Below are 22,571 nucleotides of genomic sequence, written 5' to 3'. Positions count from 1 at the left end.
GTGAGGCGGCCACGGCCGCCGGCGTGCGGCGGTCAGCCGGCCTTCTTGACCGTGATGGAGCCGTTGGTCGTGGTCAGGTCGAGCTCGTGGTCGCCGGACGGGTCGTCGCGCAGGCCGATGTGCTTGTCCCCGTTGCTCGTCCGCGCCGACACCTTGTAGCGGCCGTCCGGCGCCGTGACGGAGACCGCGCCGTTCGAGGTCTTCGCCCGTACGTCCTGCGGGGTGCTCAGATCGAGGTCGATCGCGCCGTTGGAGGTCTCGGCGCGGATGCTCTCGCCCTTCAGACCGCGTCCGTTGATGCGGCCGTTGGTCGTGCGTACCTCGACGGTGCCGTCCACGTCGTCGAGGTCGACCGCCCCGGAGTTCGTGGTCACGTCCACCTTGCCCGCACCGGAGACGCTGATCCCGCCCGACGAGGTGCCGCCGCTCACGGAGACCCTCGGCGGCAGGTCGACGGTGTAGCTCACCGAGCAGTCGTCACCGCAGCCGCGGAGCACGAGCACGCCGTTCTCGACGTCGTACGTGCGCTTCGCCGGCTTGTCCCCGTCGTACTCGATGCTCCGGTGAACGGCGGTCTTCGTGACCGTCTGCTTGCTGCGCAGCCGGACGGCGCCCGAACTGCTGTCCAGGCGCACGGAGTCGACCTTCTCCGACAGCTCCGCGCGGTCCTCGAACGTCTCTCCCGGGACCAGCCCGCACGCGCCGAGCGTGCCGAGGGCGGTCCCGGTCGCGGCGAACGCCGCGAGGAGGCGGAAGTGCCTGCGCATGGTGTTCTCCCCGTTCCGCTGGAATCCGCCGACACCGCACCCGCACCGCACTGCCGTGCGAGGTGACGAGCATTCAGGTACCGGCATTCTCTGGTCGATGCCCGAAGAGGCTATGGCACCCGCGACGGCGCAGCCATGAGGCAAACCCCCGGGTCCTCCCCCGGACTCCGTCTGGGAGGTGCCCCCGGGCTGCCGCCCTCCGGAGGCTTCAGCCGGCAGCGATAAGCGCCGTCTCCGGCCCGCGGCGGGGGCAGGCTCGTCACATGGGACTCGGATTCGGCGGCGACGTCGCCACGTACTACGCACGGTTCCGCCGCGGCTATCCGGCCGGGGTGCTCGAAGACCTGCGGGAGACCTTCCAGTTGACGCCGGACGACACGGTCCTCGACCTGGGGTGCGGCACAGGGCAGCTCGCCGTGCCTCTCGCCTCCCGTGTCCGCCACGTCGTCGGCATGGATCCCGAGCCGGACATGCTGCGCCTCGCCGCGGAGACGTCCGCGCGGCACGGCGTGACCAACGCGTCCTGGGTCCTCGGCTCGGACACCGACGTCCCCGCGCTCGGGGCGCTGCTGCACGGCCGTCCCCTGGCGATGACGGTGATCGGACAGGCCCTGCACTGGATGCGGCACGAGGTCCTCTTCGCGGAGCTCTCCGGTCTGCTCCGTCCGGGCGGCGGAGTCGCGGTGCTTGCGAACGGCACCCCGGCCTGGCTGCACGACACCGACTGGTCGCGTGCCCTGCGCGGCTGCCTGGAGGAGTACTTCGGTACGGAGCTGAAGGCCTCGTGCGGCACGGCGGGCGAGGACCGTGAGCGGTACGCGCGGGCTCTCGCAGCCGCGGGATTCGGCGAAGTGCGCCACAGGGAGGTCTCCTACGCGGAGGAGCTGACGTTCGAGGAGCTCTTCGGCGGGGTCTGCTCCGCCGTGCCCGAGGACATGCTTCCCGCTCCGGCGGAACGGCCCGCGTTCGCCGAGCGCATCCGGCAGGCGCTGCCCCACGGCACCTTCACCGAGCAGGTGCGCGTATCGGTGCTGACAGGGAGGACCGCCCGCGCCCGCCACTGACAGAGGCTCTGGCGGCCTGCTTCGGGGCGGTGCTTGACCTTGTCCTTGGGGGAAGCCGCAGCATCAGGCGGACCGGGCGAGGTGCCCGGTGTGAGGGAGGGGAGCGGACATGGGAGAGAGCGCCGGGGCGGCGGGTACGGGCGCGGGGCTGGGGCTGCTGACGATCGGGGCGTTCGCGAGGGCGTCCCGGCTGTCGCCGAAGGCGCTGCGTCTCTACGACGAGCTCGGGCTGCTGCCCCCTGCCCGCGTCGATCCGGAGACCGGCTACCGCCTCTACGCACCCGGGCAGCTGGAGCACGCCCGGCTGGTGGCGTGGCTGCGCCGCCTCGGCATGCCGCTGGCCCGCATCCGTGAACTGGACGGACTGGACGGGCCCGCGGCCGCGCGCGAGATCCGGGCCTGGTGGGCGCACTTCGAGAACGACGTGGCCACCCGGCGCGACATGGCCGCCTTCCTCATCGACCACTTGTCACGGAAGGACGCCACGATGCCGCACAACGACAGACCGCTCGCGATCCGCTACGCCGCACTGACCGACGCCGGGCTCGTACGGGAGGGCAACCAGGACGCGGCGTACGCCGGTTCGCGTCTGCTCGCCGTGGCGGACGGATTCGGCGGCAGCGGCGGCCCCGCCAGCGCGGCCGCGGTCGACACGCTCAAGCAGCTGGAGGAGGGAGACCTTCCGGCGGCGGACCTGCTCAACGTCCTCGACGACACCATCGCGCGCGCCGACAGCGCGGTCGGCGACGTCGTCGCCTCGTCGGCGGACGGCAGCGAGGCCGGCACCACGCTCACCGCGATGCTGTGGACGGGGTCGCAGCTCGCACTCGTGCACATCGGCGACACGCGCGCGTACCTCCTGCGGGACGGCGGCTTCTTCCAGATCACCCACGACCACACCCTCGTGCGTTCGATGGTGGACGAGGGCCGGATCAGCGAGGAGGAGGCCGCCTCGCACCCGAAGCGCGCGCTGCTGATGAGGGCGCTCATGGGGCGGCGGGACGACAGGCCGGACGTGCGGCTGCAGAACGTGCTGGCAGGCGACCGCTATCTGCTCTGCTCGGACGGGCTGACGTCGGTCGTGCCGGAGGAACAGGTGCGGGGCGTGGTCGCCGGGACCGCCGGGCCGGAGGAGACCGCCCGGGAACTGGTCGGGCTGGCGCACCGGTCGGGCGGGCCCGACAACGTCAGCTGTGTCGTCGCGGATGTGGTGGAGGAGCCGCGGTAGGTCTTCGGACGCGGAACGGACGCGAACCGGTGCGGGTCCGGCTTCGAGAGCGGACGCGCACCGGTCGGTCGGCACCGGTCCGCAGCGGGCTCGCACCGGGCACCCGTACCGGACCCGCACCAGGCGCACCGGGCCCGGTGCCCTGTCACCCCGGAGCCGATGACCGGCGGCTACGCGCTCTCGCCGAACAGCTCCAGCAGCTCCTTCTTCTCGAACATCCGCGCGGTCTCGACCGCCGACGGCTCGCCCGCCCGCGGGTCCGCTCCGGCCGCCAGGAGCACACGTACGACCTCGTCCTCGCCCTTGAAGACGGCGCCCGCGATCGGCACCTGGCCGCGGTCGTTGGGCTTGCCGGGGTCGGCACCGCGGTCGAGCAGGGCCCGAACGGCGTCCGCGTGGCCGTGATAGGCCGCGAGCATGATGAGGGAGTCTCCGCTGTCGTTGGTGAGGTTCACGGGGACACCCGCGTCGACGTAGGCCGCGATCGTGTCCGTGTCGCCGTGCCGTGCCAGCCCGAAGATCTTCTGGGCGAGCTCCATCACCTCGGGGTCGTGTGCCGGCTCGTTGCTCGCGGGCATCGGGGCGTCGGTCATCGCGTCCTCCTCGTGCTGCTGCGCCGGGCGGCCGGGGAGTGTGCGCCCGGCACGGTGCCACTGCTTCCCACCTTACGTACGCTTCACCGCATGCCCGTCTCCGCGCCCCGCACCCTTCCCGTCGTGGCGGCGCTCGTCGCGGCCGTGGTCTGGGCGGTGTGGACCTTCCTCGTGCGCGGCGACGTGGAGACCTCACCCGGACGTCAGGCCGCCGGGTGGGCGCTGACGGTGGTGGGCTGCGTGGCGCTGCTGTGGCGGCACAGGTGGCCGGTGCCCGTGGCGGTCCTTGTCCTGGCCTGTGCCGGGGTCTACTTCCCCCTCAGCGGTGAGGACGTGCCGCTGCTGGTGCTGGCCTTCGGCGTGGCCCTGTACACCGTCGCCGCCGAGGGCCGTCTCGTCGCCGCCGTGACGATCGCGCTGGTGACCCTGCTGGCCGTGGCCTACGGCGAACTGGGCCTGTCCGGCCGGGCCCGGCACGTCGACGACTCGGCCCTGTTCCTGCTCGTCGGCTGGTTCGTGGGGCTGGTCGCAGCCGGGTACGCGCACCGCACGCGGCAGGCGTATCTGCACGAGGCGGAGCAGCGGGCCCTGGCCGCCGAGCGGGAGAAGGACGTACGCGCGCGGCAGTCGGCGGCCGAGGAACGGCTGCGTATCGCAAGGGAGTTGCACGACGCGCTGGGCCACAGCATCTCGCTGATCAACGTGCAGGCGAACGCGGCTCTGCACCGGCAGGCCAAGGACCCTTCCCGTACGGGGGAGTTGGTGGAGGCCATGGAGTCCGTGCGGGACGCCGGACGGGACGCCCTGCGCGAACTGCGCGCCACACTGGGGGTGTTGAGACAGGTCGACGAAGCCGCCCCGAGGTCGCCCGCGATGCCCGCGGGGCGGGAGGGGCTGTCGCCCGCGGACGTCGAAGGGCTGGCCGGGGGTGCGAGGAGAGCGGGCATCGACGTACGCGTGGAGGTGGACGTACGCGCTGAACTGCCGCCGCAGGTGGGGACGGGCGCGTACCGCATCGTGCAGGAGTCGCTGACGAACGTCGTGCGGCACGCGAGGGCCCGCACCGTACGGGTACGCGTGTGGGACGAGGACGCAGGTGAGGACGGGCGCGAGAGTGAGGGGGAGCCGGCCGTACTGCGGGTACGGATCGAGGACGACGGTCAGGGGGCCGCGCCCGGAGCGACGCCAGGGGCGACGGACGCCGGAGACGGCGGAGACGGCGGAGACGCCGGAGACGGCGGCGCAGGCGGTCGCACCAGCGGAGGCAGCGGAAGCGCCGGAGACGCCGGGGAAGGCAGCGGCATCAGCGGCATGGCGGAACGGGCGCGTGCGCTCGGCGGGACGCTGACGGCGCGGAACGCATACGCCCCGCCCGGCGGCGCGGGTGCCGGTGCGCCGGGTGCGGCCACCGGCTTCGTCGTCGAGGCGAGGCTGCCGCTGCGCGACTTCGGGGAGGGCATGTGATCCGCGTACTCCTCGCGGACGACCAGACGCTCGTGCGCGCGGGCTTCCGTTCGATCCTCGTCGACGAGGACGACATCGACGTCGTCGGAGAGGCCGCCGACGGAGCCGAAGCGGTGCGTCTCGCAAGGGAGTTGAGGCCCGACGTCGTCCTGATGGACATCCGCATGCCGGACCGGGACGGTCTCGAGGCCACGAGGGACATCGCCGGCGACGAACGTCTGGCGGCCGTGCGCGTGGTGATCCTCACGACCTTCGACGTCGACGACTACGTCTACGGGGCGCTGCGCGCCGGGGCCTCCGGCTTCCTCGTCAAGGACACCGAGCCCGAGGAGCTGCTGCACGCGGTGCGGGTCGTCGCCCGGGGCGACGCGCTCATCGCGCCCTCGGTCACGCGCCGTCTGATCTCGGAGTTCGCGGGCCGTGTGCAGCGCCCGGAGCCGGGGCCGCGGCTGAACGCGCTCACGGAGCGCGAGCGCGAGGTCATGGCGCTGGTCGGGGCGGGCCTGACGAACGACGAGATCGCCCGGCGGCTCGTGCTCAGCCCTGCCACTGCCAAGACCCACGTCAGCAGGCTGATGACGAAGCTGGACGTACGGGACAGGGCCCAACTGGTCATCCTCGCCTACGAGTCGGGCATGATCACGCCCGGCTGGCTGGACTGAGCCCGGCGGCACCGGGGCGGTCCGGGCGGTCCCGGCCCGGTCCGGGCCCCCGCCCCGGCTGCGGAGGTCCGGCGGCCGTCTCAGGGTGCTCGTCAGGGTCGCCCTCGGGGACCTCTCGGGGCCGCTCGCAACCGGTGGGGTAGGCCCGCCGCTGCCGGAGCAACCAGCGCGGTACTCCAGGTCACAGCCGTGGGCCGACGCCGGGGCGGTCTCCTCGCGCGCACGCTTTCCGACGTGAACAACGCCGGATCCTCTCCCATGGAGCGTGCAGTGTGATGCACCGTACGGACACGGGGCCGCCGCACGGCCCCACCGACCACGACGACACGTCTCCCGAAGGCACATCCCGCGACGGCACGTCCCGCCACGACGGAAGGGGCGTCTTCGCACGCGTCGCCGGGCTCTCCGCGCGCCGCCGCTGGTGGGCGCTGCTGCTCTGGATCGCGGTTCTCGCCGGCACGCAGATGCTTGCCGGAGCCGTCGGCGACTCCTACCGCAACGACTTCTCCCTCCCCGGCACCGACGCCGACCGTGCCCTGAAGGTGATGCAGGAACACGGCTCCGCGCAGGCGGGCGACAGCGTGCAGATCGTGCTGCACGACGAGGGCGGAGGGGGCGTACGGGCCACCGCCGTACGGGAGCGCGTCGAACCGATGCTGAAGGAGGCCGCCACGCTGGAGGGCGTCTCGCAGATCAGGAGCCCCTACCAGGACCCGTCGGCGGTCTCGCGGGACGGTGCGACCGCCTATGCGACGGTCGTCCTCGACAGCAAGGCGGAGCACATTCCGACCGAGCACACCAAGCGCATCCTGGAGGTGGCGAAGAGCGTCGAAGGGGACGGTCTCCAGGCGGAGTTGGGCGGTGAGGCGGCCCGTGCCGCGGAGGAGTCCGAGGGCGGCGCGGCCGAAGGCGCCGGAATGCTGGGCGCGTTGGTGATCCTGGTCTTCCTCTTCGGGTCGCTCGTCGCGGCGAGCGTTCCCGTGCTGACGGCGGTCTTCGCGGTGGGCACGGCGCTCGGGCTGATCGTCACCGCCTCGCACGCCTTCACGATCGCCGACTTCACTCCGTACGTCATGATGCTCGTCGGGCTCGGCGTGGGCATCGACTACGCGCTGCTGATCTTCTCCCGGTACAGGTTCGAGCTGCTGCGCGGGGCCGACCGTGAGCGCGCGAACCGTATCGCGATGGACGCCGCGGGCCGCACCGTCTTCTTCGCCGGCTGCACGGTGATCATCGCGCTGCTGGGGCTCGTGGTGCTGGGGCTGGGGTCGTTGCAGGGGGTGGCCCTGGCGGTGGCGCTGACCGTACTGGTGACGATGCTCGCGTCGCTGACGCTGCTGCCGGCGCTGCTCGCCGTCGCGGGCCGCCGCATCGAACGCAACGTCGCCCGGCGGGCGGCCCGGCGGCAGGCGCGACCCGCCGGAGCGCCCGGCGAACGTGCCCCCGTCGACCCCGTCGACCCCGTCGACCCCGCCGATCCTGTCGACCCCGCCGATTCCGTACCCCCCGCCGGCTCCCAGGCGGCGTATCTCCCGGAAGGCGCACGCTGGCGCCGCTGGGCTGCCGCAGTGCAGCGCAGGCCCTGGGCGTCCCTGCTGGTCTCGGTGGTGGCGCTCGGCGCACTCGCCGCACCGGCGCTCGACATCCGGCTGGGCTTCGCGGACTCGGGCACCGACCCGGAGACCAAGTCGAGCCGCGCCGCGTACGACCTCCTCGCCGACGGCTTCGGGCCGGGCTTCAACGGCCCTCTCGTCATCGTGGCCGAGAGCGGCGACGGCGAAGGGGACGGTACGGCCGCCGACGCCGCGGCCGCGCTGCGCGCCGAGGTCTCCCGTACTCCCGGCGTCGCGGGTACGACCCCGCCCCTCCCCGCGCGGGACTCCGGAGCCGCAACCGTTCTCGCCTTCCCGGACTCGGCGCCCCAGGACGAGGCCACCTCGCGGCTGGTGACCTCGCTGCGTCAGGACGTACTGCCACCGCTGGAGGAGCGGACCGGCGCCGCCTTCCACATCGGCGGCCCGACGGCGGCGTCCGAGGACTTCGCCTCGACGGTCGCGGACCGCATGCCGCTCTTCGTCGCCGTGGTCGTGGGCCTGTCGGCACTGCTGCTGATGGCCGTCTTCCGGTCCCTGCTGATCCCGCTGAAGGCGGCGGTGCTGAACCTGCTGAGCATCGGGGCGTCGCTCGGCGTGATCACGCTCGTCTTCCAGCACGGCTGGTTCGGCGCGCAGCCGGGGCCGGTGGAGGCGTTCATCCCCGTGATGATCTTCGCGATCGTCTTCGGGCTCTCGATGGACTACGAGGTCTTCCTGCTCTCCCGTATCCACGAGGAGTGGGTACGTACGAAGGACCCCGCGCTCGCGGTACGCGAAGGGCTCGCCCACACCGGCAAGGTGATCACAGCTGCGGGCGCCATCATGATCGTCGTCTTCGCGGCGTTCGTACTGAGCCCGGACCGCATGCTGCAGCAGTTCGGCCTGGGCCTGGCGGTGGCGATCCTGCTGGACGCCGTCGTGATCCGGTGCCTGGTCGTGCCCGCGGTGATGCAGCTGCTCGGGCGCGGCGCCTGGTGGCTCCCGGCACCCCTGCGCAAGGTGCTGCCGAAGGTCGAACTGGAACATCACGAGCGCGAAGCCTGACCCGGTGAAGCCGGTACGGACGGGCCCGGCGGCGGCCACGGTGGCGCCGCGCCGCCCCGTTCGTACCGGCTCACACGTGCGCGCGCGGGTCCACGATCACGAGGATGCCCCGCAGGGAGTCGGTGACGTGCTCCGCGCCCGCCTCACGGAGCTGCTCCTCCTTGCGCTCGTCGCGCGCGTAGCCGAGAAAGGCCACCCCGGCGGCGCGTGCCGCCTCCAGGTCGCGTGGCGCGTCCCCGATCATCAGCGCCTCCTGTGCGGGCGTGCCCGTGGACTTCAGGGCGCGCAGCAGACAGTCGGGGTCGGGCTTGAGGCGCAGTGAGCCGCCTTCGGCGTCGCGCCCGTGGATACGTCCCGCGAACAGCTCCTCCGTCCGGCGCGTCTCCAGGTAACGCTCCACCGCCTGCTGCGAGTTGTTCGTCGTGACGGCGAGCTGGCGTCCGGTGGCGGCGAGCGTACGTACGAGGGCGTCCGCGTAGGCGGTGGGGAAGGCGTGGGGAGCCGCCTCGACCTCCTCCTCGGTCAGCGCACGCTCGATGTCCCGCGCGACACCGCGCTCGACGAGATCCGGCTGGTCGAAGGCGGCCCGCAGTATCTCCAGCGGATCACCGGTCTGCGGCAGCCGGCCGCTGCCGGTGTCCGCGGCGGCGAGCTGCCGCAGCCGCTTCGCGATGTCGGACGAGGGGCGTGCCTGGAAGAGGTGGCAGACGGGTCCGTCGAAGTCGAAGAGCACAGCCTTCGCGGCTTCGATGAGTTCGCGCATTTCACTCCTCGTACCAGGTCCGCGGCGGGGCACCGTCCCCTGCCTACCGGCGGGACACCCCAATATCCCCCGCGCGGGCCACGGCGTACAGCGGTGATCGGGCCCCGGAACGGCCGGAACGGTCCGCGAGGTCAGCTCGTCGGGCAGTACGCCCTGTATGCGTCCTTGATCTCGGTGGTGCCGGGCACGGACGACACCCCCAGGCACTCGCCGGCGTCCGCGAGCACGCTCCCGACGGCCTCCGCGCTCTCGTCCAGCTGCTTCTCCCGCTCCTCGGGAGCCGCACACTTGCGGATCTTGATGGCGTGCCGCATGACGTCTGTGTAGACGGACTGGGTGCGCTTGTACGCGAGATAGCGGGGCAGATCGTCCGCCAGGCCCGCCGAGGCCCCGGGGAGCACCTTCTCCATGGTGGTCTTCCACCTCTCCGTCACCTTCCGCCGCTGGTCGTCGGGGTAGCGCATCAGGTGAAGGTGGGTGGCCAGGTCGTAGAGCGGGTCGCCGAGCGTGGCCAGCTCCCAGTCGATCGTCCAGAGCCGGTTCTCGTTGTCGACGATGAAGTTCGCACGGTGCAGGTCGCCGTGGAGCAGGCAGAACGGACGAGCCGTCAGTCCGGCCGCCTCGTGCACGAGATGCGAGTCCGGTGCGACGGCCCTGCCGCGGATGCCCAGCCGGCGGAAGAGCTCGCCGAACTCCGGCTCTCTCTGCTCGTAGACCTCTTCACGGGTGAAGCGGATCAGGCTCTGGAGGAACTGCGCGCTGTCCTTGAGCCCGTCTGTCCTGGTGCTGATCTGCCACTGCAGAACGGTCCCGGGCAGCACCTGCCCCAGGGCCGAGAAGACCTCCATGATCTGGTCCACGACGGCCGGTGTCACGGAACTCCCGGCAGACGAGCGCCGGTTGAGCGGATCTCCTTCGATGAAGTCGAGGATGACCGGGCCGGGAGAGCCGACACGCTGCACCGGGGGGACGCGCGGCACGAGCCCGTGAAGCCGCAGCAGCAACTCCTCCTCGGAGGTGAAGGAACGCCGGTCGAACCAGAGGACGTCCTCCCGTGGCTGCCCCACCTTGAGTCTGGACACGCCGCCCTTCGCGCCGTCCGGGCTCACCACATACCACTCGCGGTGATGTCCCTGCAGCGGGCCGTCGATGGTCCCGGTGCTTGCGGCCTGCTGATACGTGTGGGACGTCATCGGTTGCGCGACTTTCCTGTACGGGCAGTTCCGGCGTGGGTGGAGGAACCTTAGCGGCCGGGAGGCAGGTTTCTCGCGCGGAGACGCCGAATCGCCACACCCTCATCACCCGTAACGGCCGTCAGACGGGTCCAGCGGTGTGGCGATCGTGTCCCACAGCGAATCGAACCATTCCTGACAGTGCTTCATGAATGCGACGTCCTGCTTGTCCTGCCTGTCCGGAGCGCCGGAGAAGTGGAAGAGGGAGCTCTCGAAGCCGAGGACGTCGAACATGTCCAGCCTCTCTCCCCGGTAACTCACTTCGTCACGCACCACGTGGTAATAGCCCATGAGCGCTTCGGTGCCGTTGAGGATGTAGAGCTTCTGCAGGGGAGTTGCGGCCACCGTCCGGATCTCGCAGGAGACCTCAGGAATCTCGTAGCGGTCGCGGAACGTACTGAGGCTCATGCGCAGCGCCGTCGCCCATGTCCTCTGCAGCTCGTGCAGGCGGTCCAGCGGGCGGCGGTCATCGGGATCGTCGACGAGCCTGGGCAGGGCAAGGTATGCCTCCGGGCTGGGAATGATCACCCGCATCGTGATGGAGCGGGGGGCCAGATTGCCGTCGACGATCGAGCGGTGCGGCCGGGCGAGGGCGTTGTTGAGCGTCTCCGTCGTGAGGGAGTACGTGTCGATCGTGACGTCCTCGGCGCGGAAGGCCTCGTAGAGACGCTCGGCAAGCTCGGTGCCCGCAGGCTTCGGTGCCTCGTGGGAGGCGCCCGCCCGTGCGACGGTCGGCGGTGCGCCGCGGCCGGTGTCGGTGAGGAGGCCGTGGCGCTTGAGCTCGTGGAGGGCCTGGCGGACCGCGGTGCGGTTGACGCCGAACTCGCCGGCCAGGTCCTTCTGCGTGGGAATGCGGCTGCCCGCGGGCAGTTCGCCGGAGTCGATTCGCTCACGTAGCGCTGCGGCGACCACTTCGTGCGGGGGCCGTGCGCCTTTCGCGGGGCTCGTCCTGTTCACACCAAGACGGTACAACTTCGGGCCAAGCACCGGGAGTTGTTGGTCAACTGTTTTCAATCTCCGGCCAAGTGGGAAGACTTCGAATAAGTTGGCGGACAACTTCGCACAGATGGTGGACAAGTTCGGCAGGTATCGCCAAGTGGGCGTGGCTGCCCGCCAACACAGAGCGCTCCGGTTCCCGCCTGTCCAACGACGTACGGGCCCGTGCTCGACGAAGGGGGAATGCCATGCCTGTGTTCGCTCTCGCTCTCGCGGCCGCCGTGATCGGACTCGAGCGACTGGTGGAGTGGCAGTTCGGTGCCCTCGGGGTCATCGGCTGCGTACTGCTCAGCGTCGGTGTGAAGGCGAAGAACATCACCTGCAGCTGTATCGGCGCCGTCGTCCTGACGATGCTGATCGTCTGACCACGCGGCGCGCGGTTCCAACCCACGCCATCCGCGCGCCGCGTGCCCGTCTCCGGTGTCCTGCGTGACGGCCGGCTGCCCTGTGTGGCGCCTCCGCGCGTCAGAAGATGTCCGGGCACCAGGCCCGGCGCGGCGTGCGGAAGAGGGTGTCGGCCAGTTCGGCGGCACCCTCGCTGCGCTCCTCGGCCCGTCCCAGGGCCGCGAGCCGCACCGCGGACTCGTCGCCGAGGAAGAGGGTGCCCAACTCGGCGATGTCCAGGGCGAGATCGGCACTGTCCCCGGTGGTCTTGCAGGCGGCGCCGTCCGGCCCGGCCTCCAGGCGGTAGCGGCCGCCGGCGAGCCCCGCGGGGTCGTGCAGATCGAGCACGAGCGCACGGTCGACGGAGTAGCGGCGGCCCTCCAGCATGCGCGGCACGTCCAGGGGGCGCAGCCACAGGAAGTCCGCGAGGGTGTCGAGCCTGGCCGCGCGCGGGTCGGGCAGCAGCAGTGGCAGCACGTCGTCGGGGGCCCGGTGTCCGGAACGTACGCGGACGATCCAGTCGATCGAGAGCACGAAGTGCCACAGGGCGCGCTCCGCGGCGGGCGTGAGGGCGGTGAGGCACTGCACCTCGGCGGTGTTCTGCGGAAGCTTGGATTCCCAGCGCTCGCGCACGGTCCACGACACGAAGCCCTGCGGCTCGCCCCGCCCGTCACGGTGGACGGCGTGGAAGGGCGGGCTGAACTCGTCTCCCGGGAAACGGCGCTGGCCCGTGTGGATGCGCCACCAGCGGTCGGGACGGTCGATGACGCCCTGGGAGTGCGGCAGGGCGCGGTGACGCTCGTGCAGCGTGGGCCCGACGGTGCGGATCTCCTCGTCGTCCGCGAGATCCACCCGCCCGCCGTCAGCGGGGCCGGAGTGGCGTTTGTCGAGCCCCGCGCGGGCGATGTCGACCTCCCACTCCGCGGTCCAGGCGGCGGGGCCGAAGCCGTAGCGCCCGTAGATCGGGTACTCCGCGGAGATCAGTGAGGCGAAGGCGTCGCCGCGCTCCTTCGCGGCCGTGAGCGCGCTGCCCATCATGCGCGTGAGCAGGCCGCGGCGCCGGTGGGTCGGGGAGACGGTGACGTTCGTGACCGCGCAGGACGGAAGGGCCGCGCCGCCGGGAACCGTCATCTCCTGCGCGAAGGTACGGAAGGTGCCCACGCACCTGCCTCCGTCGAACGCGCCCTGCGTACGGTCCATATCGATGTCGGGGGTGCGGACGGCCACCTCCTCCTCGGACACGGTCCCGCCGCGCAGGAAGCCGACGTTGACCGCGCGGAACCAGCCGGGCAGCTCGTCGCGGGAGGTGAGGGTGCGGATCTCCAGGGCCATGCAGGTCACGTTATGCGGGGGCGCCGGAGCACCGCACCTGGATTACGTCCCCGCCCGGCGCCCCGCCCCGAGGCCGGGCCTCAGAACGCCGCGCGCACCTCGCCGACCCGCTGACCGCCGCCCAGCAGGGGCGAGTCGGCGATACGGGCCAGCACCGGGGAGTCGACCCCGAGCAGTTCGAGCGTGCGGGCCAGCACAGGTCCCACGGCGCGGTTGCCGCCGTCGTGGATCTTGAATGCGAGGGCGCGGCCGTCCGCCAGTGCGGCCCCCTGTACGGACTCAGCTCCCACCTTCGCGACCGCTCCCGACACCTCGCTCATCAGCCATGTGTCGATGCGCCGCGTCCCCGCCACGTACTCGGGGTGCTCGCGCATGGCTGCGGCGACCCTGCCCTCCGGGCTGTCCGCGGGTGCGAGCGCGAGGGCGCGGAAGACGCGGGCCAGCCCCGCCGGGGTGATCGCCATCAGGGGAGCGCCGCAGCCGTCCGTACCGACGTGGGTGACGGGGTCGCCGGAGAGGGATTCGAGGGTCTCCGCGACCAGTTGCTGCAGCGGGTGCGACGGTTCGAGGTAGGTCTCCTGCGGCCAGCCGTTCGCCGCGCAGGTGGCGAGCATCGCGGAGTGCTTGCCGGAGCAGTTCATGGCGACGCGGCTGCGGGCCGCCTCCTCGGAGCCCGCGCCGGCGACGGCGCGTGCCGCCTCGGCCTGGTCGAGGGGGAGTTCGGGCGGGCACTGCAGAAGTTCCTCGGTCAGCCCGTGCTCGGCGAGCATCTTCCGTACGAGGTCCTGATGGAACGGTTCTCCTGAGTGGCTCGCGGTGGCCAGGGCCAGCCGGGGCCCGGAGAGATCCAGCCCGGCGCGGAGCATGGCGGCGGCCTGCACCGGCTTGTTGGCCGAGCGTGGGAAGAAGGGGGCTTCCGGTTCGCCCATCGACAGCTCGGTGCTGCCGTCCGCGGCGAGCACCACGAGCGAGCCGCGGTGTTGTCCCTCGACGAAACCGGAGCGTACGACTTCGGCCAGCACCGGGGGTGTCCCGTACGGCATGGGCAGGGGCCTTTCAGTTCACCACCCCCGCCCATGGCGCAGCCCGGAGCCCCTCGCAGGGCCCGGCCGCACACAGGTCAGGGGAGCAGGTCGTCGACTTGCGCTTCGCCCTCACGGTACCTGCGTGCGATTTCCCTGCTGCACCCGTCCGCCGTGCGCTGCGTCACCTGCCGCCGCTGCGAGACGTGCTGCTCGTAGCCGACGAGGCGGGCCATCGCCTCCTGCAGCTCCTCGTCCGTACGTGCGGTGAGGTCGCTCAGCTCGACCTGCGCCAGCATCCCCTCGGCCAGGGAGCGGTATTCGTCGCTCTGCGGCGTGCCCAGTGTGACGTGGCGGGCGGAGCTGCGGTGGTTGGAGGGGCCGTCGGCCAGGATCTGCGGGAGCAGGTCGAGCAGCGGCGAGCCGGGGGCGCTGCGCCGGGCGAGTTCGGCACGGAGGATGTCGATGCGCCCCTGGAGGAGCCGCCGTACGTAGCTGAGTTCGCCTTCTTCCTGCTTGGCGTCGCGCAGGAGCGTGCGCAGTTCGGGCAGCCGCAGCCCGTGCAGGTCGGGGACTTCGCCGTCGCCCTCGCCGTCGCCTGCGCGGGTCGCCGCGGTCGGGGCCGGGCCGGTACGGGCGGCCGGCAGATCCCCGGGGGTACCTCCCCCTGGGCCTTGCGGCCCGGGTGGACCCCCAGGGCCGAGAGGCCCAGGGGGAGTACGGGCGGCGCCGGTAGCGCTCATGGAAGGTGTCCCCTTCTTCCTTATTGCCGCAATGGCGTTGAGAGCAGCGGTACGTACCGCGTGTACGCATCGTGCCACTGCGGAGCGTTCCTGCGCAGCGATGTCGCACCCATCCGGACCATATGAACTCCCCCTGGGCCTTTCGGCCCTGGGGGAGATACCGCGGCCGGGCCGCACGGCATGATGGCTGCCATGCGAGCTGTGGTGCAGAGAGTGAACGGCGCGAGCGTCGTCGTGGCCGGGGAGACCGTCGGGGAGATCACCGGCGAGGGGCTGTGCGTACTGGTCGGCGTCACGCACGACGACACTGCGGCCAAGGCGGCCCAACTCGCCCGCAAACTCTGGTCGGTGCGGATCCTGGAGGGTGAGAAGTCCTGTTCGGACGTGGCCGCGCCGCTGCTCGTCATCAGCCAGTTCACGCTCTACGGGGACGCGCGCAAGGGCCGCCGCCCCACGTGGAACGCCGCCGCACCCGGGCCGGTGGCGGAACCTCTCGTGGATGAAGTGGTCGCACAGCTCCGCCAGTTGGGTGCCGAGGTCGCGACGGGCAGGTTCGGCGAGCAGATGAAGGTGTCCCTGACGAACGACGGCCCGTTCACGGTCCTGCTCGAGGTCTGAAGGGCATGGTCCGACGCATCCCCTGGTGGACCCGGTCCGAAGGGCCGGGTCCCGGGGGCCGGCCGTCGACGGGCGCCGACGGCCCGCCGGCTCCCCGGGATTCCGGCGGAAGGCCCCCGGGGATTCCGGACGAACGGAGGCGGCTCAGGGCTTCGGTTCGCCGGGGTAGTAACCGAAGGACCAGAGGTTGCCCTCGGGATCGCTGATGGTGAACTCCCGGTTCCCGTAGTCCTGATCGGACAGTTCGCGCGTGAAGGTCACGCCCGCGGCCTTCACCCGCTCGTACAGGCCGTCGACGTCGTTCGTGACGACGTAGGCACCGAACGTGCCCGGAGGTCTGCTCCACTCGGTGTCCGGCTTGTATGAGCCGAGCATGATCCCGCCGCCCTCGGGCCAGTCGAGCTGGCAGTGGGCGACCTGGCCGCCGTCCTCGTACACGGCTGTGCGGAGGAAGCCGATCTTCTCCACCAGGAAGTCGATCAGCGCGTGCGCGTCGTGCGCCTGAAGGACCGGCCAGACGGTCGGTGCGGGGGCCGGGGCCTTGCCCGCGCCGGTGCCGGTGTGCGTCGTGTTCGTCTCGGAGTCGCTCATGTGTCCCACTCTTCGCCGTTGCGGTGTCCTCCCGCTTGGATATTCCGGCGCTCTTCGGCGATCCACCCGCTCGGGCTCAGGTCTGTGTAGTGCTGGAAGTCGCGGACCAGGTGCGAATGGTCGTAGAACCCGCACCGCGCGGCGATCTCCGAGAGGTCCAGCGCGGCCTCTCCCGCCGCCCGCCCGGCGGCGGGCTCCTCCGCGACCGCCGAGGCCACCTCCTGCCGGGCCCGCTCGAACCGCATCAGCCGGCTGACCTGTTTCGGCCCGGCACCCACCTCGCGTCGGAAGAGAGTGGTCAACTGCCGTCGGCTCAGCGCCACATGACGCGCCATGGCGTCCAGCGACCCGGCCCCCCGGTGGCAGGCCATCCACCGCCAGGCCTCGGCGACTTCGGGCCGCACCTCCGCGCGACGCCCGCTGTCCTCCGCCTTCTGCCGCAGGTAGCCGGTCAGGATGGCGAATCGCCCGTCCCAGCTCCCGCTCTCGCGCAGCCGCTCGTGGACCTCCACCGCCGGCCGGCCGAGGATGGAAGCGCCGTCCCCGGCCGACTGCCTCAACTCGGCCGTCGGCATGCCGAACAGCGCCCGTGCCGCCAGCGGGTGCACGGCCAGCTGCACCCCGGTCTGGCGGGAGGGCTGGACGATGTACGCGGGCCGCTGATGCAGCCCGCCGACGATGATCTCCTCGCGATAGGCCTGCGCCCCGAGCGCCTGATCCGGGGTGTCACCGCCCACGACCGGACCCTCGAGGGAAAAGATCAACGTGAGCCAGGGAGCGGGCAGCCCCCGGTGCAGCTGGGGAGCGGCGTCCTCCGAGCGGTATCCGACGGTCGACGCCACCATGGCACCCAGCGTCCGCGGCGCCCGTACGAACTCGTACGGGGCCGCGGTGGGCGGCCCGGCCGCCCGCTCGCTGCCCTCCGCGAAGGCCATGTGTCCAGCCTACGCAGGCCGGGCGGGGTTCACACCGTGCCCGTCAGGGGGCGACCACGACCTCCTGGGCCGCCGCCGTCGCCTCGTCCCCGACCGTGAGCGCCGCGTCCACGGGGACGTTCCGCTTCACCAGAGCCATGGCGATCGGGCCGAGCTCGTGGTGCCGGGCGGAGGTGGTGACGAAGCCGAGCTTGCGCCCGTCCGGTCCGTCGTCGGCGAGCCGTACGGCGTCGCCGTGCACGGGCAGGCGCACCTCGCTGCCGTCGAGGTGGAGGAAGACGAGGCGGCGTGGCGGCTTGCCGAGGTTGTTCACGCGGGCGACCGTCTCCTGGCCCCGGTAGCAGCCCTTGTCGAGGTGGACCGCGGTGCCCAGCCACCCCAGCTCGTGCGGGATCGTGCGGTGATCGGTCTCCATGCCGAGCCGGGGCCGGTGGCCCTCGACGCGCAGCGCCTCGTACGCGAGCAGGCCGATCGCCGGAGGCCCGGACTCCGCGAAGGACTTCAGGGCGGGGCGGGGCAGGAAGAGGTCGCGGCCGTGCGCCGTCTCCCGTACGACGGTCCCTTCGGGAGTCTCGGCGATGGAACCGGCCGGGAGGTGTACGACCGCGAACTCGTCCGTGCGGTCGGCGATCTCGACGCGGTAGAAGAACCGCATGCTCTCCAGATAGGCGATCACCGCGCCCTGCTTGCCGGGCTCGGTGTGCATCCACACCGTCTCCCCGTCGTCGACGAGGTAGAGGGCGTGCTCGATGTGCCCGTGCGCGGAGAGGATCAGGGCCTCCGTGGCGTGCCCCGGCGGGAGTTCGCTGACGTGCTGCGTCAGCAGCAGATGCAGCCAGGACAGCCGGTCCGCGCCGGAGACGGTGACGACCCCGCGGTGGGAGAGGTCGACGAAACCGTCGCCCTCGGACAACGACCGCTGCTCCCGGAAGAGATCGCCGTAGTGGGCGGCGACGCCTTCGTCCTGGCCCTCGGCGGCGACGGCGCCGGGCAGCGAGAGGAGGGGGGAGTTCATGCGGCATCACCGGGCTGCACGAGAAGGGGGCGGATGGGGCTGTCGAAGCACATACGACCAGACTACGACGGGCTCGAGCCGCCGTTCGAGGAGCGCTCCCCCGGCTCCGGCTCCCCCGCCTCCGCTTCCCGCTCCTCCGGTGACGGTGCCTGCTGCGCCTGGTGTTCCTGGTGCCCCTGGCGGGCCTGCGCGGTGCAGCCGGCGCAGCGGCCGAAGATGGCGAAGTGCTTCATGTCGGTGTCGAAGCCGAAGGCCGCGAGGAGGCTCTCGGTGAACGGTTCGGCCACCGACAGGTCCGCCTCGATCACCTCCGTGCAGTCCCGGCAGACGAGATGCATGTGGTGGTGCCGGTCGGCGAGGTGGTACGTCGGCGCCCCGTGGCCCAGGTGGGCGTGCGAGACGAGGCCCAGCTCCTCCAGCAGCTCCAGGGTCCGGTACACGGTGGAGATGTTCACGCCGCCCGCCGTGCGGCGCACCTCGGCGAGGATGTCGTCCGGCGTGGAGTGTTCGAGCTTGTCGACCGCTTCCAGCACGAGCTGGCGCTGCGGAGTCAGGCGGTATCCGCGCGCTCTCAGGTCGCTCTGCCAGTCGGTCGTCACCACATCGACAGTGTAGAACCGCGGCTCACTTGAAGAACGCGATGCCGTCGTCCGGCAGATCGCCCTGGTCCTGCTCGCTCAGGCTCTTCGCGACCTCGCGCAGATCGACGGCCTTCTTCAGCTGCGCCGACATGTACGGCTGCAGCGGCACCCCGGGGGCGGCGCGCTCGCCGACCCACATCAGGTCGCCGTTCACATAGCCGTACAGGCGCTTGCCTCCGCTGTACTCGGCGGCGGACGCCGTGCGCGCGATGGCGTCGGTGGCGAGGTCGATCTGCGGCTTCTGGTCGGCCAGCTCGCCGTACCAGACCTCGGCGACTCCCTGGTCGCGGATCATGACGACCTCGACCTTGCGCCCGGAGTCGATGCGCCAGTAGCCGGTCTCGGTCTCCAGCGGGCGGACCTTCGCGCCCTCGTCGTCGAGCTGCCAGCTGTGTGACACGTACTCCAGGAAGTCACGGCCGTCGTGGCTGAACGTGACCTCCTGCCCGAAGTTGCACTTGCCGGTGCCCGGTCCGTCCTCTCCCCCAGCTACCGCTGGGAGGGCGGCGACGCCCGCGCCCTGCCAGTTGCCGAGCAGGAAGGCGAGGGGGACGAGGTCCGGGTGCAGGTCGGACGGGATCTCGATCATGGGAACTCAGTCGGTCGGTGGGGACGGTTGGCCGGGTGGGGCGCGGGGCGCCGGCTCAGCGCTGGCCCTGGTAGAGCTTCTTGAAGGCGAGGCCGGCGAAGGCCGCGGTGCCGACGCAGACCAGGACCATCAGAGCGGTGAAGAATGCCTCAAGCACGGGGATGTGCTCCTCGGATGTCGCGGCGAGTGCCGTTGACTTGCGTATGACGTACGGGACCGAGTCTAGTCGCCGCACCGGGCGCCCCCGTACACGGCCCGGGACGGCGGTGCGGGGAGCGTGCGGGTCAGTAGACGAGCGCCTGTACGCCCTCGCCCATGATCTCGCTGACGAAGACCTGCGCGCCCGCGATGCGGACCCCCTCCAGGACGTCCTTCTCCTCGATGCCGCGGCGGGCCGCGCACTGCGTGCACAGGGTGATCCGCCCCTCCCCGAGGACGCCGGAGATCAGCTCCGGCAGCGGCGCGGCGTGCGGCAGTTCGAACTCGGCGGCGCGGCCGGGCAGCGCGAACCACGCCGACTCCCCGGTGAGCCAGAGTGAGACCTCGACGCCGCTGGCGGCGGCCACCGCGGCGACGGTGAACGCCTGTGAGCAGCGCTCCGGCGCGTCCGTGCCCGCCGTCACCTTGATCACGAGCTTCTTGCCTGCTGTCGCTGTTCCGGGTGCCATGCGGCAACCCTATGCCGGGCCGCGCACGCCGCGAGGCCGCGCTCCGGGCTGGTACGCCCGGGGCACGGCCTCACATGCGCTGCGCGGCTCACGGGCCGCGTCCGTCACACGGCGATGGCGACCTCCGCCAGACCGCCGTCCTGCGCGACGACGGTACGGTCCGCGCTGCCGCCCGGCACGAGCGCCCGTACGGTCCAGGTGCCCTCGGCCGCGTAGAAGCGGAACTGTCCTGTGGCGGACGTGGGGACCTCCGCCGTGAACTCGCCGCCGGCGTCCAGGAGCCGCACGTATCCGGTGACTGGCTCGCCGTCGCGGGTCACGCTGCCCTGGATCGTCGTCTCACCGGGCTTGATGGTGGAGGCGTCGGGGCCGCCTGCCTGTGCTCCGCACATGGAACTTCCCTTCGGTTCTGTTCAGGTCGGGTCCGGGCCCGGGGGGACGCCCCCTGGCTTCGCCGGGGGACCCCCACCCGGGTCCCTGGGCCCAGGGGGAGGTCAGTCTTCGGTGCCGACGGCGACGGGGACGCCGACCAGCGAGCCGTACTCGGTCCACGAGCCGTCGTAGTTCTTGACGTTCTCCTGGCCCAGCAGCTCGTGCAGGACGAACCAGCTGTGGGCGCTGCGCTCACCGATGCGGCAGTAGGCGATGGTGTCCTTGCCCAGGTCGACACCCTCGCCCTCGTACAGCTCCTTCAGCTCCTCGTCGGACTTGAAGGTGCCGTCGTCGTTGGCCGACTTCGACCACGGGATGTTGCGGGCGCTGGGCACGTGACCCGGGCGCTGCGACTGCTCCTGCGGAAGGTGGGCCGGGGCGAGCAGCTTGCCGCTGAACTCGTCGGGCGAGCGCACGTCCACCAGGTTCTTGGTGCCGATCGCGTCGACGACCTCGTCGCGGAACGCCCGGATGGAGGTGTCCTGCGGCTTGGCCTTGTAGTCCGTCCTCGCGCGGCTGGGCACCTCGGCGACCAGGTCGCGGGAGTCGAGCTCCCACTTCTTGCGGCCGCCGTCGAGCAGCTTCACGTCCTGGTGGCCGTAGAGCTTGAAGTACCAGTAGGCGTACGCGGCGAACCAGTTGTTGTTGCCGCCGTAGAGCACGACGGTGTCGTCGTTGGAGATGCCCCTCTCGGAGAGCAGCTTCTCGAAGCCCTCCTGGTCGACGAAGTCGCGGCGGACCGGGTCCTGCAGGTCCTGCTTCCAGTCGATGCGCACGGCGTTCTTGATGTGGTTCTTGTCATAGGCCGAGGTGTCCTCGTCGACCTCGACGATCACCGTCTTCGGGTCGTCGATGCGGTCCTGGACCCAGTCGGCGTCTACGAGGACGTCACTGCGGCTCATGGTTTCTCCTCCGGGCAGATAGCGGATGAAGCTCGGCGTGGGGTGCGGTGTGGGGGAGTGGAGTGCGGATGCGCACGTACCTCGGGGACCGGCCGCCGGGCGCACGCGCGCCGGGGCCGTGCGGCAGCCCTACTGGTAGCCGGCACGTGGGGCGGCGGCGGGGACGGAGCCGTGCGGGCGGGGCGTCGTCCGCACGGGCTGCCCGGACTCAGGCGGGGCCTGGCGGGCCGGCAGCCGTCAGGAGGGAATGCGACAGAGCATCGCGGCGACGCGGCAGAGGTCGACTGCACGCCGTTTCGTGAGGTCCGCCTGTCGCTTCATGAGGACGATCGTAAGGACGGCGGAGGCCTTGTGTCACCGCGAATCCACATCGTGAGACGTGTCCGACCGCGATTTGGGACGCCGGGTCCTTCCGCCGTGGCGGCGGGGGCCGGTGCGGGCCACCCGGGGAGCACCTCCGGCATGGTCCGCGGACGCCGCCGTCTCGTGGAGTGGGACGGGAGGTCCCCCTGTCGGTCCTGGTGGCGCAAAGGAACGGCCCCGGTGAGGCCGTGACTCCACCGGGACCTCCTCCGCACGTCACTTGCTCAGCTTGACGTCCTTGCCGCGCACGGACAGCTCGATGCCCTCCGGGGTGGGCTCGACCTTCTCCAGCTCGATGCCGTCGGGGAGTCCCGCTATCTTCCTGGAGAAGTCGATCCTGCCCCTTATCGCGTCCTCGAGGCCGGGGATGTTCCCGCCGGGCACCTTGTCGGCGCGCACCCTCACCGTGTCGCCGCCGACGACGCTCACCGAACTGGTCACGCTGCGCTCGAAGGTCTGGCCGAGCACCGTGACGCTGCCGCTCACCTTGAGCCGCCCCTTGCCGCTGCCGTCCTGGCCGCCCCAGCCGACGTCCACGCCCTCCAGGGCCGCCTTCGTCAGGTCGTCGTACGAGACGAGTGCCGTGCCTCGGGCGCTGTTCGCGACGCCCGAGGAGTAGTCGTCGTTCAGACGCACGTCCTGCAGCCGCGCGCTGATGCGGCTGACCTTCAGTTCGCCGCCCGGCGCCTCGGCCTTCATGCCGCTCATGTCGGCATCGATCTGGCTCAGTTCCTTACCGGCGACCTGGGTGAGGAAGGGGAAACCCTTGATGTCGATGGAGGTCTTCCCGGCGGAGGCGATGCCCTGCGCGCTCTTGATCTCGTCGGCGGCCTTGTCCTCGGCCAGCTTGACCGCCAGCCGGTCGGCGGCCACGAACAGCACCGCGAGGACGAAGAGGACGATGAGCCCTCTGCGTAGTGCGCGCATC

The 22,571-nt window shown here is 71.5% G+C and carries 25 protein-coding genes; 7 read left to right on the top strand and 18 right to left on the bottom strand.

Annotated features, from left to right (window positions below; all coding sequences use genetic code 11):
* Window positions 1-32: 32 nt before the first annotated feature.
* Window positions 33-767 (bottom strand): DUF4097 family beta strand repeat-containing protein, encoded by a 735-nt coding sequence (locus tag AN215_RS10070; RefSeq protein ID WP_070012946.1) that lies wholly within the window; start codon window positions 765-767, stop codon window positions 33-35.
* Between the two features lie 263 nt (window positions 768-1,030).
* Here AN215_RS10070 and AN215_RS10065 point away from each other — a divergent pair, with 263 nt between their 5' ends.
* Complete coding sequence (locus AN215_RS10065; RefSeq protein ID WP_070012947.1) at window positions 1,031-1,831, top strand: class I SAM-dependent methyltransferase; 801 nt, start codon at window positions 1,031-1,033, stop codon at window positions 1,829-1,831.
* 109 nt (window positions 1,832-1,940) lie between these two features.
* Entirely contained in the window at window positions 1,941-3,059 is a 1,119-nt protein-coding gene (locus AN215_RS10060; protein WP_070012948.1) for a MerR family transcriptional regulator, read from the top strand.
* A 170-nt stretch (window positions 3,060-3,229) separates the two neighbouring features.
* Here the strand turns inward: AN215_RS10060 and AN215_RS10055 are convergent, their stop codons facing one another.
* Entirely contained in the window at window positions 3,230-3,652 is a 423-nt protein-coding gene (locus AN215_RS10055; RefSeq protein WP_070012949.1) for an ankyrin repeat domain-containing protein, read from the bottom strand.
* A 90-nt stretch (window positions 3,653-3,742) separates the two neighbouring features.
* Between AN215_RS10055 and AN215_RS10050 the strand changes: the two genes are divergently transcribed.
* The 3 genes from AN215_RS10050 (at window position 3,743) to AN215_RS10040 (ending at window position 8,417) form a co-directional block, all read left to right on the top strand.
* On the top strand, window positions 3,743-5,116 hold the full coding sequence (locus tag AN215_RS10050; RefSeq protein WP_070012950.1) for a sensor histidine kinase: 1,374 nt from the start codon (window positions 3,743-3,745) through the stop codon (window positions 5,114-5,116).
* On the top strand, window positions 5,113-5,778 hold the full coding sequence (locus AN215_RS10045) for a response regulator (protein WP_070012951.1): 666 nt from the start codon (window positions 5,113-5,115) through the stop codon (window positions 5,776-5,778). The genes AN215_RS10050 and AN215_RS10045 overlap by 4 nt, the downstream gene beginning before the upstream one ends.
* A gap of 464 nt (window positions 5,779-6,242) precedes the next feature.
* Window positions 6,243-8,417, top strand: a complete 2,175-nt coding sequence (locus AN215_RS10040) for an MMPL family transporter (protein ID WP_216093877.1) — start codon at window positions 6,243-6,245, stop codon at window positions 8,415-8,417.
* Between the two features lie 70 nt (window positions 8,418-8,487).
* On the opposite strand, the gene AN215_RS10035 is transcribed toward AN215_RS10040, so the two are convergent.
* The 3 genes from AN215_RS10035 to AN215_RS10025 all read right to left on the bottom strand — a co-directional run bounded on the left by AN215_RS10035 (window position 8,488) and on the right by AN215_RS10025 (window position 11,369).
* Window positions 8,488-9,180, bottom strand: coding sequence for an HAD family hydrolase (locus tag AN215_RS10035; protein WP_070012953.1), 693 nt, complete (start codon window positions 9,178-9,180; stop codon window positions 8,488-8,490).
* 131 nt (window positions 9,181-9,311) lie between these two features.
* Window positions 9,312-10,373 carry a phosphotransferase gene (locus tag AN215_RS10030; protein WP_070012954.1) on the bottom strand — a complete coding sequence of 354 codons (1,062 nt, stop codon included), beginning with the start codon at window positions 10,371-10,373 and terminating at the stop codon, window positions 9,312-9,314.
* A gap of 105 nt (window positions 10,374-10,478) precedes the next feature.
* Entirely contained in the window at window positions 10,479-11,369 is an 891-nt protein-coding gene (locus AN215_RS10025; RefSeq protein ID WP_070012955.1) for a winged helix-turn-helix domain-containing protein, read from the bottom strand.
* Between the two features lie 227 nt (window positions 11,370-11,596).
* Here AN215_RS10025 and AN215_RS29795 point away from each other — a divergent pair, with 227 nt between their 5' ends.
* The gene (locus AN215_RS29795; RefSeq protein ID WP_171904159.1) at window positions 11,597-11,773 is read left to right on the top strand and encodes a hypothetical protein; all 177 of its coding nucleotides are present in this window, start codon (window positions 11,597-11,599) and stop codon (window positions 11,771-11,773) included.
* Window positions 11,774-11,873: 100 nt separating this feature from the next.
* Here AN215_RS29795 and AN215_RS10020 read toward each other — a convergent pair whose 3' ends face one another.
* The 3 genes from AN215_RS10020 to AN215_RS10010 form a co-directional block, all read right to left on the bottom strand.
* A complete protein-coding gene (locus AN215_RS10020; RefSeq protein ID WP_070012956.1) occupies window positions 11,874-13,124 on the bottom strand; it encodes a GNAT family N-acetyltransferase in 1,251 nt (416 codons plus the stop codon).
* Window positions 13,125-13,204: 80 nt separating this feature from the next.
* Entirely contained in the window at window positions 13,205-14,167 is a 963-nt protein-coding gene (locus AN215_RS10015) for an asparaginase (protein WP_070012957.1), read from the bottom strand.
* Between the two features lie 77 nt (window positions 14,168-14,244).
* Window positions 14,245-14,889: an RsiG family protein gene (locus AN215_RS10010; protein ID WP_070012958.1), complete on the bottom strand. Its 645-nt coding sequence runs from the start codon at window positions 14,887-14,889 to the stop codon at window positions 14,245-14,247.
* Window positions 14,890-15,081: 192 nt separating this feature from the next.
* Here AN215_RS10010 and dtd point away from each other — a divergent pair, with 192 nt between their 5' ends.
* On the top strand, window positions 15,082-15,507 hold the full coding sequence (gene dtd / locus AN215_RS10005) for a D-aminoacyl-tRNA deacylase (protein WP_070012959.1): 426 nt from the start codon (window positions 15,082-15,084) through the stop codon (window positions 15,505-15,507).
* A gap of 144 nt (window positions 15,508-15,651) precedes the next feature.
* On the opposite strand, the gene AN215_RS10000 is transcribed toward dtd, so the two are convergent.
* From AN215_RS10000 to AN215_RS09960, 10 genes are all read right to left on the bottom strand, one after another.
* Entirely contained in the window at window positions 15,652-16,098 is a 447-nt protein-coding gene (locus tag AN215_RS10000; protein ID WP_070012960.1) for a VOC family protein, read from the bottom strand.
* Complete coding sequence (locus AN215_RS09995) at window positions 16,095-17,033, bottom strand: helix-turn-helix transcriptional regulator (protein WP_079122866.1); 939 nt, start codon at window positions 17,031-17,033, stop codon at window positions 16,095-16,097. The genes AN215_RS10000 and AN215_RS09995 overlap by 4 nt, the downstream gene beginning before the upstream one ends.
* Before the next feature lie 43 nt (window positions 17,034-17,076).
* Window positions 17,077-18,048 carry a CAF17-like 4Fe-4S cluster assembly/insertion protein YgfZ gene (ygfZ, locus tag AN215_RS09990; RefSeq protein ID WP_070012961.1) on the bottom strand — a complete coding sequence of 324 codons (972 nt, stop codon included), beginning with the start codon at window positions 18,046-18,048 and terminating at the stop codon, window positions 17,077-17,079.
* 62 nt (window positions 18,049-18,110) lie between these two features.
* Window positions 18,111-18,650 carry a Fur family transcriptional regulator gene (locus tag AN215_RS09985; protein WP_245694375.1) on the bottom strand — a complete coding sequence of 180 codons (540 nt, stop codon included), beginning with the start codon at window positions 18,648-18,650 and terminating at the stop codon, window positions 18,111-18,113.
* A 22-nt stretch (window positions 18,651-18,672) separates the two neighbouring features.
* The gene (locus AN215_RS09980) at window positions 18,673-19,278 is read right to left on the bottom strand and encodes a heme-binding beta-barrel domain-containing protein (RefSeq protein WP_070012962.1); all 606 of its coding nucleotides are present in this window, start codon (window positions 19,276-19,278) and stop codon (window positions 18,673-18,675) included.
* 284 nt (window positions 19,279-19,562) lie between these two features.
* Window positions 19,563-19,946 carry a DsrE family protein gene (locus tag AN215_RS09975; protein WP_070012963.1) on the bottom strand — a complete coding sequence of 128 codons (384 nt, stop codon included), beginning with the start codon at window positions 19,944-19,946 and terminating at the stop codon, window positions 19,563-19,565.
* Between the two features lie 104 nt (window positions 19,947-20,050).
* Window positions 20,051-20,338, bottom strand: a complete 288-nt coding sequence (locus AN215_RS09970; RefSeq protein ID WP_070012964.1) for a DUF1416 domain-containing protein — start codon at window positions 20,336-20,338, stop codon at window positions 20,051-20,053.
* 102 nt (window positions 20,339-20,440) lie between these two features.
* The gene (locus AN215_RS09965) at window positions 20,441-21,280 is read right to left on the bottom strand and encodes a sulfurtransferase (protein ID WP_070012965.1); all 840 of its coding nucleotides are present in this window, start codon (window positions 21,278-21,280) and stop codon (window positions 20,441-20,443) included.
* A gap of 237 nt (window positions 21,281-21,517) precedes the next feature.
* On the bottom strand, window positions 21,518-21,601 hold the full coding sequence (locus AN215_RS30855; RefSeq protein WP_368073287.1) for a putative leader peptide: 84 nt from the start codon (window positions 21,599-21,601) through the stop codon (window positions 21,518-21,520).
* A 258-nt stretch (window positions 21,602-21,859) separates the two neighbouring features.
* On the bottom strand, window positions 21,860-22,570 hold the full coding sequence (locus AN215_RS09960) for an LmeA family phospholipid-binding protein (RefSeq protein WP_070012966.1): 711 nt from the start codon (window positions 22,568-22,570) through the stop codon (window positions 21,860-21,862).
* Window position 22,571 lies beyond the last annotated feature (1 nt).

Source organism: Streptomyces abyssalis, assembly GCF_001751365.1.
In the GTDB taxonomy this organism is placed as follows: domain Bacteria; phylum Actinomycetota; class Actinomycetes; order Streptomycetales; family Streptomycetaceae; genus Streptomyces; species Streptomyces abyssalis.
Note: the sequence above shows the minus strand (reverse complement) of the source record. Positions and strands in the feature narration are given on the sequence as shown.